Raw genomic sequence first — 17,246 nt, 5'->3', positions numbered from 1 at the left:
GCGAATGAGCACACGTCCACTCTTATGGTGACTTGTCGCTGACCAATAAACGGGAGTCTCGCGGCGGTCGCGTTTTGTCGGTGGCAGAGTCCAGACTCACCCTCAAGGGCATCGGTCTGAAGGGGGTTCCGTGGCGAGGCGGAGAAACGGGCGGAAGAAGAAAGGCCGCGGCGAGGAGCTCTGGATTCTGGGCGCGGTGGTCGTCGCGAGCGTCGTGGCCGTGCTCTGGTGGTTCGTCACGACTTATCCGCAGTGGGCCATCGCCATCGGAGTCGCACTGCTGGCGGTGACGGCCGGCGGGCTCTACCTGCGGCATCGCATGATCGAGGCCGACCGGCGGCGATTTCTGGCCGCGAACACGGAACTGGAGCGGGTCGACCGGCTCACCGGTCCGCAGTTCGAGCGCCTGATCGCCGAGCGGCTGCGCACCGACGGGTTCCGTCAGGTCACCCAGCGCGGCGGCACCGGCGACGGCGGAGTGGACATCACCGCGAACGCGTTCGGACATGGCCGGTACGCCGTCCAGTGCAAGCGGTATCGGGGCACTGTGGGTGCACCGGAGGTGCGTAATCTCCTTGGAGCGCTGGCCAACGCTTTCTCCGGGCATACCGGCATCCTGGTCACCTCGGGCACGCTGACCCGCCAGGCGAAGGCGGAGGCGGCGTCGGCCCGGCAGCCGCTGATCATCGTGGAGCGAGACGAACTGGCTGACTGGTTACTGGGTGGCAGGTCGTTGCTTCCCGCTCCGCCACGTCGGCCGTTCAGCGAGGGGGAATTCGCATAGAACGCCGGTCACGAAACCGACATTGAGTGACTGTACGTTTGTCGGCCCAGCGTCCTCGGCTCTTCGCCAGCGGGAAGAGCTCAGGCCCACCCTGTTCGTGTGGACGGCTCCCGCCCGGCCGAGTCCCCGACCCACGACAGGGGAGAACGGCGCAGGCCCACCCTGTTCACGGAGACCGCCACCGCCAGTCGGAAGCTCTCCACTCTCCACACGCGGAAGCGGCTCAAGCGCACCCTGCTCACGTGCGCGACTCTCACCGGGCGGAAGCGGCGGCGAGTCTTCCTGTTCGAGCGGGTAACCCTCCGCGACCCAATGCCTAAAAGCCGACATATTTGGTAGGTTTTACCTAAATAGCCGTTCCGAGGGGATTCCATGACCACGTACTCGCCCGCCTACGCCGGTCCCGTCGACATCGCCACCTTCGGTCCCTACGGTCCGGGCCGGCTCGACCGCGTCACCGACCGGCCCATCTATCCCTTCCAGAACCGGATCACGGCCGATGGGTCCAGCGGTTACCTCGCCGAGCCCGGCCGCTACCACCTCTATCTCGCCTACATCTGCCCGTGGGCTCAGCGGGTCGCGATCATCCGGGACCTGTCCGGGTTGCGGGACGTGGTGTCGCTGTCCTACGTCGACGACGCCCGCGACTCCCGGGGCTGGGCGTTCCGGGAGAACCGCGGGCCCGATCCCGTCAACGGGTTCAGCTTCCTGGCGGAGGCCTACGAGGCGACCGAGGCCGGTTACCCCGGCCACATCTCGGTCCCGACGCTGTGGGACCGGCAGACCGGCACGGTCGTCAGCAACGACTACCCGGAGATCCCCATCGATCTCGGCACCCAGTTCGCCGCGCACGCCGAGGCCGGGCTCGACCTCTACCCCGAGGCGTCGCGGGCCGAGATCATCGCCTTCGACGAGGAGATCGCGCGCGACTTCAGCCTCGCCGCCCACGGGGTGGGGCGGGCCGCGACCCAGGAGGAGTACGAGGAGCGGCGGGCCGGTGTGATCGCGGCGCTCGACCGGTTCGACGCCCGCCTGGCCGATCGGCGTTACCTGTTCGGCGACGACGTCACCGCCTCCGACGTGCAGCTCTTCGTGGCGCTGGTCCGCTTCGACCTGCTGACCAATCCCCGCAACGGCGTCAGCGAGCGCCGTCTGCCCGACTATCCGAACCTGTGGCGTTACGCCCGTGACCTCTACCGGATCCCGGCCTTCCGCGAGACGACCGACTTCGCCGCGTTCCAGCCGGCCGGCCCGATCGAGCACCCGGACGACGGCGTGAACCGCATCGTCGTCGAGCCTCACCTGGCCGACTGGGAGCTCGGCCCGACTCCGGCGGCCGTCGAGTAGACACCGTCACCCTGCGGGCCGCCGCCACGGCGGCTCGCAGGGGCGTCACGACAGAGGTACCCCCCTGACCTGGGCTCTGGCACACAATGGTAGGTTTTCCTGTAATTCCTACATGAAATACCAGTTTGGCCAGGGAGACCCCCGATGAACCCGCTCCGCGCCCTCGCGACGCTCACCACCGCAACCCTCCTCGTCGCCGGGCTGGTCTCCTGCGGGGGTGAGTCCGGCGAGCCGACCGCCTCCTCCTCCGGTTCCTCCGCCGCGCCGCTCCGCAAGATCCAGGTGTCCCTCGACTGGACGCCCAACACCAACCACACCGGCCTCTACGTGGCCAAAGCCAAGGGGTTCTACGCCAGGCACGGGCTCGACGTCGAGATCATCCAGCCGGGCGACGCCGATCCCGCCGCGCTGGTGGCGGCGGACAAGATCCCGTTCGCGATCGGATACCAGGAGGCGCTGACGCAGGCGCGGTCCCAGGGTGCTCCGCTGATCTCGATCGCCGCGATCATCCAGCACAACACCTCCGGGTTCGCCTCGCCCAAGGACCGGCCGCTGAGCCGGCCGGCCGACTACGCGGGGAAGACCTACGGCTCCTTCGGCGGGCCGATCGAGGAGCCGCTGCTCAAGACGATCGTCAAGGCCGACGGAGGCGACCCCGACTCGATCAAGACGGTCAACGTGGGGGACGCCGACTTCTTCGCCGCCACCAAGAAGGGCATCGACCTCGTCTGGATCTTCTACGCCTGGACCGGCATCCAGGCCGAACTGCGCGGCGAGCCGGTCAGCATCCAGTACGTCAAGGACTACGACAAGGCCCTGGACTTCTACACGCCCATTCTGATCAGCAACGAGACCCGGATCGCCAAGGACCCCCAGCTCGTCAGGGACTTCCTGGCCGCCACCTCCGAGGGCTACGACTTCGCCGCCGCCAACGCCGCCGAGTCGGCCGACATCCTGCTGGAGGCCGCCCCCGACCTGGACGCCGAACTGGTGAAGAAGAGCCAGGAATGGCTCAGCCCCCGCTACAAGGACGAGGCGCCCCGGTGGGGCCGGCAGAACCCGCGGATCTGGGCGGACTTCTCGAAGTGGCTGTTCGACCAGAAGGTGCTGACCGTCGAGGTGGACCCGGCGAAGGCGTTCACGAACGACTTCCTGCCCAATGGCTGACCGGGCCCGCCGCTGGGTCCCGCCTCTCGTCGCGGTCGTCCTGGTTCTGGCCGCCTGGCAGGTCTTCACGGTGCTGTCGGGCGTGGACAGGTGGTTGCTGCCCAGCCCGGCCGACATCGTGGCGGCGGGCGTGGCCGACCACGCCTCGCTGGCCCGGCACACCGTGGCGACCGTGCGGCTCACGCTGATCGGGTTCACGGCGGGCGTGGGCACCGGGCTGCTGGTGGCGGTGGTGCTGCACGTCGTGCCGGTGCTGCGGGCGGCGGTCTATCCGCTGCTCGTGGTCAGCCAGAACATCCCGACGATCGCACTGGCGCCGCTGCTGGTGGTCTGGCTCGGCTTCGGGATTCTGCCGAAGATCATCGTCATCGTGCTGGTGTGTTTCTTCCCCGTCGCGGTGGCCACTCTGGACGGGCTGTCCAGGACCGATCCGGTGACCACGAACTACCTGCGGATGAGCGGGGCGGACCGGCGGCAGCTCTTCACCAAACTGGAGTTCCCCAACGCCCTTCCCTCGGTGTTCTCCGGGCTCAAGATCGCGGCGACGTACAGCGTGTTCGGCGCGATCATCTCCGAGTGGCTCGGCAGCGACCAGGGGATCGGCCGCTACATGATCATCCAGAAGTCGGCCTTCCGGGCCGACCGGATGTTCGTCTCGATCGCGATCGTCGTGCTGATCAGCCTGCTGGTCTTCGGCGCGGTGGCGCTGCTGGAAAGGATCCTGGTCCGTGGCCGACCCAAGCGCACTTGAGATCGGCGGGGTGGCCAAGTCGTTCGGGTCGCTGCACGTCGTCGAGGACGTCTCCCTCCGGGTGGGGAAGGGGGAGTTCGTGTCGATCGTCGGCCCGTCCGGCGGCGGCAAGAGCACCCTGTTCCACATCGTCGGCGGCCTGCTGACGCCCGACCGGGGCACCGTCACCATCGACGGCCACGACGCCGTCGGGCGGCGCGGCCTGATCGGCTACATGCCGCAGCAGCCCGCGCTGCTGCCCTGGCGGACCGTCGAGGACAACATCGTGCTGGCCCGGGAGATCGCCGGGGAACCCCGCCGGGCCTCGCGCGAACTGGCCAGGCGCTGGCTGGCCAGGGCCGGGCTCGACGGCTTCGCCGACGCCTACCCGCACACCCTCTCCGGCGGCATGCAGCAACGAGCCTCGTTCCTGCGCGCGCTGCTCAGCGACCACGAGGTGCTGCTGCTGGACGAGCCGTTCAGCGCGCTGGACGCGATCCTGCGCACCGACATGCACCGCTGGCTGCTGGACATCTGGGAGGAGAACCGGCGCTCCATCCTGTTCATCACGCACAACGTCGAGGAGGCGCTGCTGTTGTCCTCGACCGTGTACGTGCTCACCGCCCGCCCCGCCCGGGTGCTGGAGCGGGTCGAGGTGCCCTTCCCCCGGCCCCGTCCCGACGAGCTGGTCGACGAACCCGAGTTCGTCAGGCTCCGGCGACGGCTGACCCATCTGCTCAAAAACGACGCAAGGCATGCGATATGACCCATCTACGGGTGATGCTGGAGTACTTCCACCCCTGGACCAACGCCGCCGGTTTCTACGTCGCCAGCCACGCCGGCTGGTACCGCGAGGCCGGGTTCGACGTCGAGATCGCCGTACACGACCCGCTGCGCGGCGACACCCTCGCCCACCTGCGGCGTGGCGAGGCGCAGTTCGGCGTCTTCCCCACCAACCGCCTCCTGGTCCGGCACGCCGCCGGAGAGGAGCTCCAGGCCGTCGCCGCGATCAACCACCGCGCCATGGAGACCATCCAGACCGTCACCGGCCTGGGCATCGAGCGCCCCCGCGACCTGGCGGGCCGGCGGCTGGCGCTCAACCCGACCCCGCGCGGCGTGGCCATGGTGCGCCATCTCGTGGCCGCCGACGGCGGCGACCCCGACACGCTGGTCCTCGTGGACAGCGGCTCCCGCGAGCTGAGCGTCGACGACATCGCCGCCGGGCAGGCCGACGCGACCTTCGGCGGCTACTGGGCGTGGGACGCGCTGATGGGCGACCTGCCCCCGGAGCGCCGGGTGATGTGGCCGGTGGACGAGATCGGCGCCCCGCCCTACCACAGCTACCTCCTGGGTGTGGAGCCGACGTTGCGCGACGAACCCGACCTGATCATGGACTTCCTGGACGTGACCGAGCGCGGCTACCGCGCCGCCGCCGACGACCCGGCCGCCACGCTGGCGGTGCTGGACCGGGTGATCCCCTACTTCCCGACGCGGCTGCTGGCCCGGTCGCTGGAGCTCATCGCCCCCACCTGGACGCATCAGGGCCGGTGGGGCGAGATCCGCACCGACCTCATGGCGCCCTACGCGGCCTGGCTGGCGGACAACGGCATCCTCGCCTCGGCCGACGGCTGGACGGGGGCCGTACGGACGGATCTCCTCGGAGTCGCGCCGTGAGCGGGCCGCTCGTCGACGCGGCCTGGCTGGCCGCACGGCCGGAGGCGGTCGTGCTCGACGCCACCGTGGTGCTGCCCGCGCCCCGGCACGACGGGGACCACCGCTCCTCCTCCGGCCGGTACGGCTGGGCGCGCGAGCACATCCCCGGCTCGGTGCACGCCGACCTGCTGGACGACCTCAGCGATCCGGCGCCACCCCAGCACTTCACCCGCCCGGAGCCCGGCGTGCTGGCCGGGCGGCTCGGGCGGCTCGGCGTCGTCGACGGCGCCACCGTCGTGGTCTACGACCGGGCGGGCGGCCTGTGGGCGGCACGGTTGTGGTGGCTGCTGCGCTGGATCGGCGTCGAGGCGTACGTCCTGGACGGCGGGCTCGCGGCCTGGGCCGCGGCCGGGCTGCCCACCGAGTCGGGCCCGGTGACCACCGTCCCCGGCACGCTGACCCCCCGCCCCCGGGACGGCCTCTGGGTCGGCAGGGACGACCTGGTCTCCTGGTTGGACGGTGCGGCGGAAGCCACGGTGGTGTGCGCGCTGGCCCCGGAGGTGTTCCGGGGCGAGACCCCGACCCGGTATGCCCGGCGTGGCCACATCCCCGGCAGCGTCAACGTGCCCGCCCGCGCCCTGACCGACCACGACGGCCGCTACCTCGACGTGGGCGAGCTGCGTGCCGCGACCTCGGGGCTGGCCGACGGCCCGGTGTGGATCTACTGCGGCGGGGGCGTCTCCGCCGCCGCGCTCGCGCTCGTCCTGATCCGCCAGGGCCGTGACGACGTCGCGATCTACGACGGCTCCCTGGAGGAGTGGGCCGCCGATCCGGCGCTGCCCCTGGCGATCGGAGCCGCCCGATGACCACGCTGCCCGACGAGGTGCGCGCCCTCCTCGACACCCCCGAGTTCGCCGTGCTGGCCACCGCCGAGCCGGACGGCCGGGCCCAGCTGTCGGTCATGTGGGTCGGCCGCGACGGCGACGACCTGGTGATGGCGACCAAGCGGGGCCGCCGCAAGGTCCGCAACCTGGAGCGCGACCCGAACGCCACCGTCCTGGTGTACGACCGGGCCAGGCCGACCAGGTATGTGGAGATCCGCGGCACCGCGAAGATCACCGATGAGGACGCCCGCGCCCTCATCGACCGCCTGGCCAGGAGTTACACCGGCCGCGACCATTCTGTCGGCGACCCGGCCGAGGAACGCGACCGCGTCGTCGTCCGCATCACCCCCGACCGGGTTCGTTTCCAGGCATGACGAATCCCGCCGAGATCACCACCTGGCTGCGGGGGCGTCCCGCCCGAGCCGGGCGCACCCGCGTGCTGGCCGTGGAGGGACGCTCCGGCTCCGGCAAGTCCACCCTCGCCGCCGCGCTGGGCCCGCCGGTGATCCGGATGGACGACCTCTACCCCGGCTGGGACGGTCTGACGGCCGGCATCGAGGCGCTGGTCACGTGGGTGCTGCGCCCGCTGGCCGAGGGCTCGGCCGCCCGCTGGCGGCGCTGGGACTGGCACCGGGGCGAGTACGCCGAATGGCGCGACGTGCCCGGAACCGGCGAACTCGTGGTCGAGGGCGTCGGCGCGGGGGCCCGGGCGGCGCAGCCGTACCTGAGCGGCTTGGTCTGGATGGAGGCACCCGACGAAACCCGCAGGTCACGCGCCTTGGCCAGGGACGGCGACACCTACATCCCCCACTGGGAACGCTGGGCCGACCAGGAGGAGCGCTACTACGCGCTCGACGACGTCCGCGCCCGCGCGGACCTGACGATCAGCACGGATTGAGGACCCATGGCGAAGCGGATCAGACTTCACGGCCTGCGTCAGTCGACGGTCGGCCACACGGCGATGGGCCTCTGGCGGCACCCCGACAGCCAGGCCCACCGCTACCGCGACCTGGACCACTGGCTGGAGACCGCGCGCATCCTGGAGCGCGGCACCTTCGACGCCCTGTTCGTCGCCGACGCCCTCGGCCCGCTCGACGTCTATCAGGGCAGTGTCGACGCGGCGCTCCGGGACGGCATCCAGACCCCGACGAACGACCCGCTGCTGAGCATCAGCGCGATGGCCGCCGTCACGCGCCACCTCGGCTTCGCGGTGACGGTGTCCACGACGTACGAGCAGCCATATCAGTTCGCCAGGAAGATGGCCACGCTCGACCACCTGACCGGCGGGCGCGTCGGCTGGAACATCGTGACCTCCGCCCTCGACAGCCCCGCCCGCAACCTCGGCCGCGACTCCCAGCTCCCCCACGACGAGCGGTACGCCGTCGCCGAGGAGTTCATGGAGGTCGTCTACAAGCTGTGGGAGGGGAGCTGGGAGGACGGCGCGGTGATCCGCGACGCCGGGGCCGGCGTGTTCGCCGACCCGTCGAAGGTCCATCCGGTACGCCACCGCGGAAAGCACTACCAGGTGCCCGACATCGCCCTGTTCGAGCCGTCGATCCAGCGGACCCCGGTGCTCTACCAGGCCGGCACCTCCCCGGCCGGCCGGGCCTTCGCCGCCCGGCACGCCGAGGGCGTCTTCCTCAGCACCTACCGCCCCGACATGGCGCGCACGCTCGTGGACGACATCCGCGCCCGCGCCGCGGAGAACGGGCGCGACCCCGAGTCGGTGAAGTTCTTCGCCATCGCCACCGTGATCGTCGCGGACACCGACGAGGAGGCGGCGGCGAAGCTGCGCGACTACCAGAGCTACACGAGCGTCGAGGGCAGCCTGGCCCGCTGGAGTGCTCTCATGCACATCGACCTGTCCGGACTGGACCCCGACACCCCGCTGGAGTACGTCGACACCGACGGCATCCGGGGCATGGTCGAGTTGTTCACCACGCTCGACCCCACCACCCGCTGGACCCCGCGCGCCATCGCCGAGTTCGTCGGCGTGGGCGGCGGCGGCCCGGTGATCGCGGGTTCGCCCGCGACGGTCGCCGACGAACTGGAACGCTGGATCGAAGAGGGCGACCTGGACGGCTTCAACATCGCCGACCCGGTGCCGCCGGTGACCTTCCGCGACTTCGTCGACCTGGCCGTGCCGGAGCTGCGCCGGCGGGGGCGCGTCTGGGACTCCTATCCCGGGACGACCCTGCGCGAGACCTTCTACGGGCCGGGTGTGACCCGGGTCAGCGCGGACCATCCCGCCTCGGGGTACCGGGCCGGGTGAGCCGGGCCCCTCACTGACCTGCGGTGATGAAAAACCCTTGAAACCTACCAAACTAGTATGGAAGTATGGTTTCCGTGATCGTACGAGACCATGTGGACAACGCGTCATGGCCCTTGTCGTAGCGATGATCGGGGGCCCGGTGCCGGGCCCCACCGCCTCGGTGGTGGAGTACGTCGCCGAGCGGCTGGAACTCAAGGGGCACACCACGGTGCGGATCAGTCCGGCCGAGTTGCCGCCCGCCGCGCTGCTCGCCGGTGACTCCGGCGAGCCGCACATCCGTGGTTCGATCGACATCCTGGACCAGGCCGACGGGGTCGTGGTGGCCACCCCGATCTTCCAGTCGTCCTTCTCGGGGCTGCTGAAGGCCTTTCTCGACGTGCTGCCTCCGGGCGCGCTGGCCGGGAAGGTCGCGCTGCCGCTGGCCAACGGCGGGAGCCGGGGGCACCTGCTCGCCGTCGACTACGCGCTGCGGCCGGTGCTGACCGCGCTCGGCTGCGGTCAGGTCGGGCAGGGCGCGTTCGTCCTCGACTCCGAGATCGTCCCCCACCCCTGCGGGGTGGGCCTGAAAGGCGAGAGCGAAGCCCGGGTGACGCAGGTCTGCCGCCGGTTCGCCGACACGCTCGCCGACGCCGAGCGGCGCGACGCCCTCTCCCGCTGACCTCCCCCACAAAAGCTAGAAGGTACGAGATGTCCCCTCGCCATGCCCTTTTGCCGATCCTCGGAGTGACCACCGCGCTACTGACCGCCTGCGCGGGAGCGCGTGAGCCGTCCGCCCCCGCCGCGGGCGGCGGTTCCGGCGGCCTCACCATCGCCGTGTCCAGCTTCCAGGCCTGCCTGGACGTCGCCCTCTCCGGCGGCCGCAACAGCACGGTCACCCACCAGATCCTCGACACGCTGACCGACCAGGACCCGAAGACCGGCGAGATCGTGCCCCGGCTGGCCGAGAAGTGGGAGGTCAACGACGAGTTCACCGAGTTCACCTTCCACCTGCGCAAGGGCGTCACCTTCAGCGACGGCACCCCTCTCGACGCCCAGGTGGTGGCCGACAACTTCACCAAGCTGGCCGAGCTGATCACGCTGGCGAAGTCGGACACCCTCGTGCTGAACGCCCTCAACAGCTTCCAGTCGGCCGAGGCGGTCGACCCGTCGACCGTCCGGCTGACGTTCAAACTCCCCGAGCTGGGGTTCCTGCGCAACGCCAGCGACCCCTACCTGGCGATCCTGTCCCAAGCGACGCTCGCCAAGACGCCCGAGCAGCGGTGCGCGGGCGAGCTGGTCGGGACCGGGCCGTTCGTGTTCGACAAGATCGTCAAGGACAAGTCGATCGTCCTGAAGCGGCGCGACGACTACAACTGGAGCGCCGCCGGGGTGGCCGGGCACCAGGGGGCCGCCTACCTGCCGTCCGTCACCTTCGAGGCGGTGCCCGAGTCGAGCGTCCGGGTGGGCGGGCTGACCAGCGGCCAGTTCGACATCAGCGACGACATCCCGGTCACCGACCTGGCGCAGCTACGCGACGCCGGGCAGACCATCGTGTCCAAGGTGGTGCCGAACCTGGTGCCGGGGATGCGGCCCAATCCGTACAGCCCGCTCGGTTCCGACGACGCCGTGCGGCGGGCGGTGCAGAAGGGCATCGACCGGGCCGAGATCACCGGCACCCTCTACCCGGAGATCTACCAGACCCCCAGCAGCATCGTGTCGTCGACGACGGCGGGCTGGAAGGACTTCGGCACCGACCTGGCCTACGACCCCGAGGGCGCCAAGAAGCTGCTCGACGAGGCGGGCTGGGTGGCCGGCGCCGACGGAGTCCGGGCGAAGGACGGGGTGCGGCTCGCCCCGAAGATCACCTACATCGTGGGCAACTTCTTCGGCGCCACCCAGCAGGAGCTGGAGCTGGTCCAGCAGCAGCTCGGCCGCATCGGGATCGCGGTGGAGATCAAGGCCAACACCCCGGCCGACAACGCGGCCATGCTGAAGGACATCTCCAAGGCCGACTACGACTTCCTCACCGGCTCGGGCGCGAGCAAGGACATCGACTTCCTGGCCGGGCTGTTCAAGAAGTCGAACGCGGCCCTGCTCAACGCCGAGCAGCCCGAGCTGGAGGCGAAGGCGGACGCGCTGAACGAGGCCGCCACCCCGGAGGCCCGCACCGCCGCCGCGCAGGAGCTCCAGCACTACACGATCGAGCACGGCCACTGGATCCCGCTGCGCGAGCAGACCAAGGTCGTCGCGGTCTCCCCCGCCGTCAGCGGCTACCTCCTCGACACCTACGCCGCCCACTTCCTCTACGACACGAAACTGGCCGGCTGACGGTGGCCCGCTACCTGGCCCGCAGGGTCGCGCAGGGCGTGTTCGTCCTGTGGGCGGCCTTCACCGCGAGCTTCGTCATCCTGTACCTGCTGCCCAGCGACCCGGTGGAGATCATGCTGGCCTCCACCGGGTCGATGGGGGAACTCGATCCCGCGGCGGTGGCCGCGCTGCGCGCCGAATACCACCTGGACGACCCGTTCTACGTCCAGTACGGCATCGCCCTGGGCCGGTTCGCGCGCGGCGACTTCGGCACCTCGATCCCGCAGCGGGTACCGGTGACCCAGCTCATCGGTGAGGCGTTCCCCGAGACGCTGCGGCTGGCGGCGGCGGCGTTCGCGCTGGCCCTGCTGCTCGGCGGCGGGACCGCCCTGCTGGCCGGGCTGCTGCGCGGCGGATGGGCGCGGCGGCTGCTGCTGTCGCTGCCCCCGCTGCTGGTGTCGGTGCCGTCGTTCTGGGCCGGGCTGATCCTCTTGCAGATCTTCTCCTTCCGGCTGGGCTGGTTCCCGGCCATCGGCAACCAGGGCGCCGGTTCCGTGGTGCTGCCCGCGGTGACGCTGGCGCTGCCGACCGCGGCGGTGATCGCGCAGGTGCTGGCCAAGAGCCTGCTGTCGACCTGGCGGGAGCCGTTCGTGGTGACCGCGCGGGCCAAGGGCGGCTCCCGGCCGGGCATCCTGTTCCGCGACGTGCTCCGGCACGCCTCGCTGCCCGGTTTCACCCTCGTCGGGATGACCGTCGGCAACCTGCTCGCCGGGGCGATCGTGGTGGAGACCGTGTTCTCCCGGCTCGGCGTCGGGCGGCTCGTCGAGGAGGCCGTCTCGGCCCAGGACATCCCGATGATCCAGGGCCTGGTGGTGCTGTCGGCGCTGGTGTTCGTCGTCGTCAACCTGGCCGTCGACCTGGTCTATCCGCTGCTCGATCCGCGGATCAGGCCGTCGCGGGCGGTGCGGGCGTGAGGCGGCCGGGGCTGTGGGCGGCCGTCGTGTTCCTGGCGGTGGTGCTGGCGTGGGCGGTCGTGCCCGAGTGGTTCGCGCCGCACGACCCGCTGGCCGGGGTGCCGAAGGAGAAACTGCTGCCGCCGAGCGCCGCGCACTGGTTCGGCACCGACCAGCTCGGCCGCGACCTGTTCTCGCGGGTGGTGCACGGCGCCTCGTTGTCGCTCAGCGCCACCGCGCTGGCCGTCGCGGTCGGCTTCGTCGCCGGCACCGCGCTCGGTCTCCTCTCCGGCTACGCCGGGGGCCGGCTCGACGAGATCGTGATGCGTTGCGTGGACGTCATGCTCTCCATCCCCGGCCTGCTGCTGTCGCTGGCGGTGGTGACCGTGCTGGGGTTCGGGACCGTCAACGTGGCGATCTCGGTGGGTATCGCGGCGGTGGCCGGGTTCGCCCGGGTGATGCGGTCGGACGTGCTGCGGGCCGGGACCCAGGTGTTCGTCGAGGCGGCCGGGGCCCTCGGCGTCGGCCGGGTGCGGATCCTGTTCCGGCACGTGCTGCCGCACGCGATCGGCTCGGTGCTGGTGCTGGCGGCCCTGGAGTTCGGCACCGCGATCCTGGCGGTGTCCTCGCTCAGTTTCCTCGGGTTCGGCGCGGCGCCGCCCGCGCCCGAATGGGGGTCGCTGGTCTCCGAGGGCCGCAACCACCTGGCCAACGCCTGGTGGCTGACCACCCTGCCGGGGGCGGTCATCGTGGCGACGATGCTGGCGGCCAACCGGGTCTCGCGGGCACTGGAGGACCGATGACCCTGCTGAAGATCTCCGACCTGCGCATCTCGTACGGCACGACCGAAGCGGTCCGCGGGATCGGCCTGGAGGTGGCGGCCGGTGAGGTGGTGGCGCTGGTCGGCGAGTCGGGGTCGGGCAAGTCGACGACCGCGCACGCCGTCACCGGCCTGCTGCCCTCCGCCGCCCGCGTCACCGGGGGCACGATCGAGTTCGCCGGGCAGGACGTCACCCACTGGCCCGAGCGGGCCTGGCGGCACCTGCGCGGCGCCGACCTCGGCTTCGTGCCGCAGGATCCGGCGGTCGCGCTCAACCCGGTGCGCCGCGTCGGCGCCCAGGTCGCCGACGTGCTGCTCCTGCACCGGCGCGCCACCCGCCGCACCGTGAAGGAACGGGTGGCGGCGATCCTGGAACAGGCCGGGCTGCCGGGCCAGGCCGGCCGCTACCCGCACGAACTGTCCGGCGGGATGCGCCAGCGGGTGCTCATCGGCATCGCCCTGGCCTGCGCTCCGAAACTGGTGGTCGCCGACGAGCCGACCAGCGCCCTGGACGTCACCGTCCAGCGCCGCATCCTCGACCACCTGGCCACGCTCACCGCCGCCGAGGGCACCGCGGTCCTGCTGATCACCCACGACCTGGGGGTGGCGGCCGACCGCGCCGACCGGATCGTGGTGATGCGCGACGGCGAGATCGTGGAGACGGGGCCCTCGCGCGACGTGCTGGCTCGGCCCGCCCAGCCGTACACGGTGCGGCTGCTGGAGGCGGTGCCGTCGCTGAGCGCTCCGGCCAGAACCGCGGCGCCGGGCGCGCCGCCGCTGCTGGAACTGCGCGGCGTGCGCAAGGAGTTCCGCCATCCGGGCGGCACGACCGTCGCCGTCCGCGACGTCGACCTCGTGGTGCCCAAGGGTCGCACGGTCGGCCTGGTCGGCGAGTCGGGGTCGGGCAAGTCGACCACCGCCCGCATCGCGCTGCGGCTGGCCGCCCCCACGAGCGGCCGGGTGGTCTTCGACGGCACCGACGTCACCGAGTCGTCCCGGCGGGCGCTGCGCCCGCTGCGGCGCCGGTTCCAGCCCGTCTACCAGAACCCGTTCTCCTCCCTCGACCCCCGGCTGACCATCGGCGCGATCATCGACGAGCCGCTCCAGGCCTTCCGCGAGGGCGACCGGGCGGCCCGGCGGCGGCGCGCGGCCGAACTGCTCGACAAGGTCGCGCTCCCGGCCGCGACCATCGACCGGCGGGCCACGGAGCTGTCCGGCGGGCAGCGCCAGCGGGTCGCCATCGCCCGAGCGCTCGCGCTGCACCCCGATCTCATCGTGCTGGACGAACCCGTCTCCGCCCTGGACGTGTCCGTGCAGGACCAGATCCTGCGGCTGCTGGTCAGGCTCCAGGACGAGCTCGGCCTGAGCTACCTGTTCATCTCCCACGACCTGGCAGTGGTGCGGCAGATCTCCCACGAGGTCACCATCCTGCGCGAGGGCGCCGTGGTGGAGGCCGGGCCGGTCGCCGACGTCTTCGACAGTCCCCAACATCCGTACACGAAGGAACTTCTCATGGCGGTACCCGGACAGACCGTACGATCGGGCACCGACCGGTGACCCCCCTGACCGAAGAGGAGGCGCTGGCCGCGCTGGCCGGGATCGCGCCCGGCATCGCCGCGCGGGCGGCGGCCGAGGAGCTGTCGGCCCAGACGTTCGCGGAGATCAGAGCGGCCGGGCTGCCGTCGTTCGTCATCCCGCGCGAGTACGGCGGCGGCGGCGCCACCCTGCCCGCCGCCTCGGCGGTGATCCGCGCCCTCGCATCGGCGGACGCCTCGGCCGCGCTGATCCTGACCATGCACTACATCCACGCCACCCGGCTGCTCACCCCGCCCGATCCGCCGGAGGCGACCAGGGACCTCGCCCGGTGGCTGGCCGTGAACGAGGGCCTGGTCAACTTCGCCAGCAGCGAGGGGTTCAGCGGCGCGCCCAGCCGGGGCGGCCCGATCCGCACCGTCGCCGTCGAAGGGCCCGACGGGTCGTGGACGCTGACCGGCCACAAGCGCTACGTGACCGGCAGCCTGGTCCTCGACCGGCTGTTCGTCTCGGCGACGGCCGGCGAGGTCGTGCGGACCTTCGACGTGCCCGCCGATGCGCCCGGCGTCCGGATCGAGCCCACCTGGGACACCTTCGGGCTGCGCGGCACGGCCTCCCACGACGTGTTCCTGACCGAGGTGACCGTCCCGGCCGGAGCCGTCGCGGCGGCGTACGACCCGGACCCGCCGCCCGAGCTGATCCACACGTTCGGCGTCTGGTGGTCGCTGCTGCTGGCCTCCATCCACCTCGGGATCGCCGAGGCGGCCCGGCGGGTCGCGCTCGACTTCGCCGCCGGGCCGCGCTCCGACGGCAGGCCGGGCACCCGGGCCGAGCAGCCCCGCACCCAGGAGCACGCCGCCCGCGTCGAACTCGCCCTCCTCCAGGCCCGGGTCCTGCTGGCCGACACCCTGCGCCGGCCCGACCCGCCCCTCGCCATGGCCACCAAGCTGCTCGTGCACGGGCACGCCTCCGACGCGGTCGACCACGCCACCCGCCTGGTCGGCGGCGCGTCGGTCTGGAACGACAACCCGCTCGCCCGGCACCACCGCGACCTGCGCGTCGCCCTCTTCAACCCGCCCAACGAGGACGTCGTGATCGCCACGATCGCGCAGTCGGTGCTGGGCCTCGACCAGAAAGGTCCGTGGGCGTGACCACCCGACCCCGGCAGTTGTCACTGAACTTCAACATCAGCGGCGTCGGCCACCACACGTTCGCCTGGCGTCACCCCGCCAGCCGGACCGACCGGGCCCTCGATCTCGACTACTACGTGGAACTCGCCCGCGTCGCCGAGGCCGGGAAGTTCGACTCGATCTTCATCGCCGACACCCCGGCGCTGCGCCCCGACCCCAACGACGCGCTGGCCAACACCCCGTTCGAGCCGATCACCCTGCTCGCCGCCATCGCCGCCTCCACCACCAGGATCGGCCTCATCCCGACGATCTCCACCAGCTACGGCGACCCGTTCACGGTGGCCCGCCAGATCGCCTCGCTCGACCTGCTCAGCAAGGGCCGCGCGGGCGTCAACCTGGTCACCTCCGCCGGTGACGCCGTCGCCCGCAACCACGGCCGGACCCGGCACATCGAGCACGCCGACCGCTATGCCCGGGCCCGCGAGTTCGCCGAGATCCTCCAGAGGCTGTGGACGAGCTGGACCCCCGACGCGGTCGTGGCCGACCGTGAGGGCGGCGTGATGATCCGCCCCGGCGGCATCACCCCGATCGGCTACCGAGGCGACCACTTCCAGGTCGCCGGGCCGCTGAACGTGCCCCGCTCACCGCAGGGCCGCCCGGTGATCGTCCAGGCCGGGGCCTCCCCGGCGGGCATCGACCTGGCCGCGGCCTACGCCGACGCCGTCTACGCCCGCTCGATGACGATCGAGGAGACCAGGGGCACCTACCGCGCGTTGAAGCAGGGCGCGGCGGCCAGGGGCCGCGACGTCAAGGTGCTGCCCGGCGTGGTCCCCTACGTCGCCGCCACCGAGAAGGAGGCCCGTGAGCTGGTCAGGGAGATCGAGGAACGGCGCATCCCGAACCCGGCCGCGCTGACCGCGCTCGGCGGCCTGCTCGGCGTCGACCTGACCGGCTACGACGCCGACGACAAGGTGCCCCTGCACCTGCTGCCCAGGCCCGAGGACTTCAACGGCTCGGTGACCGGCTTCGTCGAGCTGCGCACCCTGGCCGCCGAGGGCGACCTCACCCTGGGCGAGCTGGCCGGGCACCTGACCGGACTGGCCCCGCTGGGGATGTGGGCGCTGGTCGGCGACCCGGTGCGGGTCGCCGACCAGCTCCAGTACTGGTTCGAGCACGAGGCCGCCGACGGCTTCAACCTGATGATGCCGATCGCCCCCGGCGGCATCGAGGCGTTCGTCGCGCTGGTCGTGCCGATCCTGCAGGAACGCGGCCTGGTACGCGCCGACTACGAGGGCGCCACCCTGCGCTCTCACCTGGATATCGAGGAAGGAACAGCATGAGCGAGCTCAGCGACCACAACCTGATCGACCCCGCCGAGGCGGCCCGCAGACACGCCGAGGGGGCGCTCTTCGTGGACGTCCGCCGCCCGGAGGCCCGGGTGGAGAACGGCGTGCTGCCGGCCGCGCTGGCGGTGGCGAAGATCGAGGTGTCCCGGCGATTCGGCACGGAATCCGACATCGACCACGATCGGGATATCGTGGTCTTCTGCTCTTCGGAACGCGGATCGGGTCCTGTGGTCGACACCCTGGCCGAGCTGGGCTACACCCGGGTCAGCCACATCCACGGCGGATTCGGCGCATGGAAGGAACAGGGCTTTGAGACCACTCCGCACGACGCGTAACCGTCA

General features: G+C 71.5%; 18 protein-coding genes. All 18 read left to right on the top strand.

The features are described from left to right. Positions 1-130 precede the first annotated feature (130 nt). The 18 genes from AW273_RS18735 (at position 131) to AW273_RS18650 (ending at position 17,240) form a co-directional block, all read left to right on the top strand. A complete protein-coding gene (locus AW273_RS18735; RefSeq protein WP_062349626.1) occupies positions 131-784 on the top strand; it encodes a restriction endonuclease in 654 nt (217 codons plus the stop codon). A 372-nt stretch (positions 785-1,156) separates the two neighbouring features. Further along, entirely contained in the window at positions 1,157-2,131 is a 975-nt protein-coding gene (locus tag AW273_RS18730) for a glutathione S-transferase C-terminal domain-containing protein (RefSeq protein WP_062349625.1), read from the top strand. A 144-nt stretch (positions 2,132-2,275) separates the two neighbouring features. Beyond that, positions 2,276-3,298: an ABC transporter substrate-binding protein gene (locus tag AW273_RS18725; protein ID WP_062349624.1), complete on the top strand. Its 1,023-nt coding sequence runs from the start codon at positions 2,276-2,278 to the stop codon at positions 3,296-3,298. Then, on the top strand, positions 3,291-4,049 hold the full coding sequence (locus tag AW273_RS18720) for an ABC transporter permease (protein WP_062349623.1): 759 nt from the start codon (positions 3,291-3,293) through the stop codon (positions 4,047-4,049). Before AW273_RS18725 ends, AW273_RS18720 begins: the two co-directional genes overlap by 8 nt. Continuing rightward, entirely contained in the window at positions 4,027-4,794 is a 768-nt protein-coding gene (locus tag AW273_RS18715) for an ABC transporter ATP-binding protein (protein WP_062349622.1), read from the top strand. The genes AW273_RS18720 and AW273_RS18715 overlap by 23 nt, the downstream gene beginning before the upstream one ends. Next, a complete protein-coding gene (locus tag AW273_RS18710; protein ID WP_062349621.1) occupies positions 4,791-5,702 on the top strand; it encodes an ABC transporter substrate-binding protein in 912 nt (303 codons plus the stop codon). The genes AW273_RS18715 and AW273_RS18710 overlap by 4 nt, the downstream gene beginning before the upstream one ends. After that, positions 5,699-6,547 carry a sulfurtransferase gene (locus tag AW273_RS18705; protein ID WP_062349620.1) on the top strand — a complete coding sequence of 283 codons (849 nt, stop codon included), beginning with the start codon at positions 5,699-5,701 and terminating at the stop codon, positions 6,545-6,547. Before AW273_RS18710 ends, AW273_RS18705 begins: the two co-directional genes overlap by 4 nt. Next, a complete protein-coding gene (locus tag AW273_RS18700; RefSeq protein WP_062349619.1) occupies positions 6,544-6,939 on the top strand; it encodes a PPOX class F420-dependent oxidoreductase in 396 nt (131 codons plus the stop codon). The genes AW273_RS18705 and AW273_RS18700 overlap by 4 nt, the downstream gene beginning before the upstream one ends. Further along, positions 6,936-7,463, top strand: coding sequence for a nucleoside/nucleotide kinase family protein (locus AW273_RS18695; RefSeq protein WP_062349618.1), 528 nt, complete (start codon positions 6,936-6,938; stop codon positions 7,461-7,463). The genes AW273_RS18700 and AW273_RS18695 overlap by 4 nt, the downstream gene beginning before the upstream one ends. 6 nt (positions 7,464-7,469) lie before the next feature. Next, positions 7,470-8,837, top strand: coding sequence for an LLM class flavin-dependent oxidoreductase (locus AW273_RS18690; protein WP_062349617.1), 1,368 nt, complete (start codon positions 7,470-7,472; stop codon positions 8,835-8,837). Positions 8,838-8,943: 106 nt separating this feature from the next. Next, complete coding sequence (locus AW273_RS18685) at positions 8,944-9,495, top strand: NAD(P)H-dependent oxidoreductase (RefSeq protein ID WP_063910014.1); 552 nt, start codon at positions 8,944-8,946, stop codon at positions 9,493-9,495. A 65-nt stretch (positions 9,496-9,560) separates the two neighbouring features. After that, a complete protein-coding gene (locus tag AW273_RS18680; RefSeq protein ID WP_198168225.1) occupies positions 9,561-11,144 on the top strand; it encodes an ABC transporter substrate-binding protein in 1,584 nt (527 codons plus the stop codon). 2 nt (positions 11,145-11,146) lie between these two features. Next, positions 11,147-12,097 carry an ABC transporter permease gene (locus tag AW273_RS18675; protein ID WP_062349614.1) on the top strand — a complete coding sequence of 317 codons (951 nt, stop codon included), beginning with the start codon at positions 11,147-11,149 and terminating at the stop codon, positions 12,095-12,097. Next, positions 12,094-12,879, top strand: a complete 786-nt coding sequence (locus AW273_RS18670) for an ABC transporter permease (RefSeq protein ID WP_062349613.1) — start codon at positions 12,094-12,096, stop codon at positions 12,877-12,879. Before AW273_RS18675 ends, AW273_RS18670 begins: the two co-directional genes overlap by 4 nt. Then, positions 12,876-14,453 carry a dipeptide ABC transporter ATP-binding protein gene (locus AW273_RS18665; protein ID WP_062349612.1) on the top strand — a complete coding sequence of 526 codons (1,578 nt, stop codon included), beginning with the start codon at positions 12,876-12,878 and terminating at the stop codon, positions 14,451-14,453. Before AW273_RS18670 ends, AW273_RS18665 begins: the two co-directional genes overlap by 4 nt. After that, on the top strand, positions 14,450-15,580 hold the full coding sequence (locus AW273_RS18660) for an acyl-CoA dehydrogenase family protein (RefSeq protein ID WP_062349611.1): 1,131 nt from the start codon (positions 14,450-14,452) through the stop codon (positions 15,578-15,580). The genes AW273_RS18665 and AW273_RS18660 overlap by 4 nt, the downstream gene beginning before the upstream one ends. Continuing rightward, the gene (locus AW273_RS18655; RefSeq protein ID WP_062349781.1) at positions 15,577-16,899 is read left to right on the top strand and encodes an NtaA/DmoA family FMN-dependent monooxygenase; all 1,323 of its coding nucleotides are present in this window, start codon (positions 15,577-15,579) and stop codon (positions 16,897-16,899) included. The genes AW273_RS18660 and AW273_RS18655 overlap by 4 nt, the downstream gene beginning before the upstream one ends. Beyond that, positions 16,896-17,240: a rhodanese-like domain-containing protein gene (locus AW273_RS18650; RefSeq protein ID WP_062349610.1), complete on the top strand. Its 345-nt coding sequence runs from the start codon at positions 16,896-16,898 to the stop codon at positions 17,238-17,240. The genes AW273_RS18655 and AW273_RS18650 overlap by 4 nt, the downstream gene beginning before the upstream one ends. Positions 17,241-17,246: the final 6 nt, after the last annotated feature.

The organism is Herbidospora yilanensis (genome assembly GCF_001570565.1).
GTDB lineage: Bacteria > Actinomycetota > Actinomycetes > Streptosporangiales > Streptosporangiaceae > Herbidospora > Herbidospora yilanensis.
This window is presented reverse-complemented; position numbering and strand designations above follow the sequence as displayed.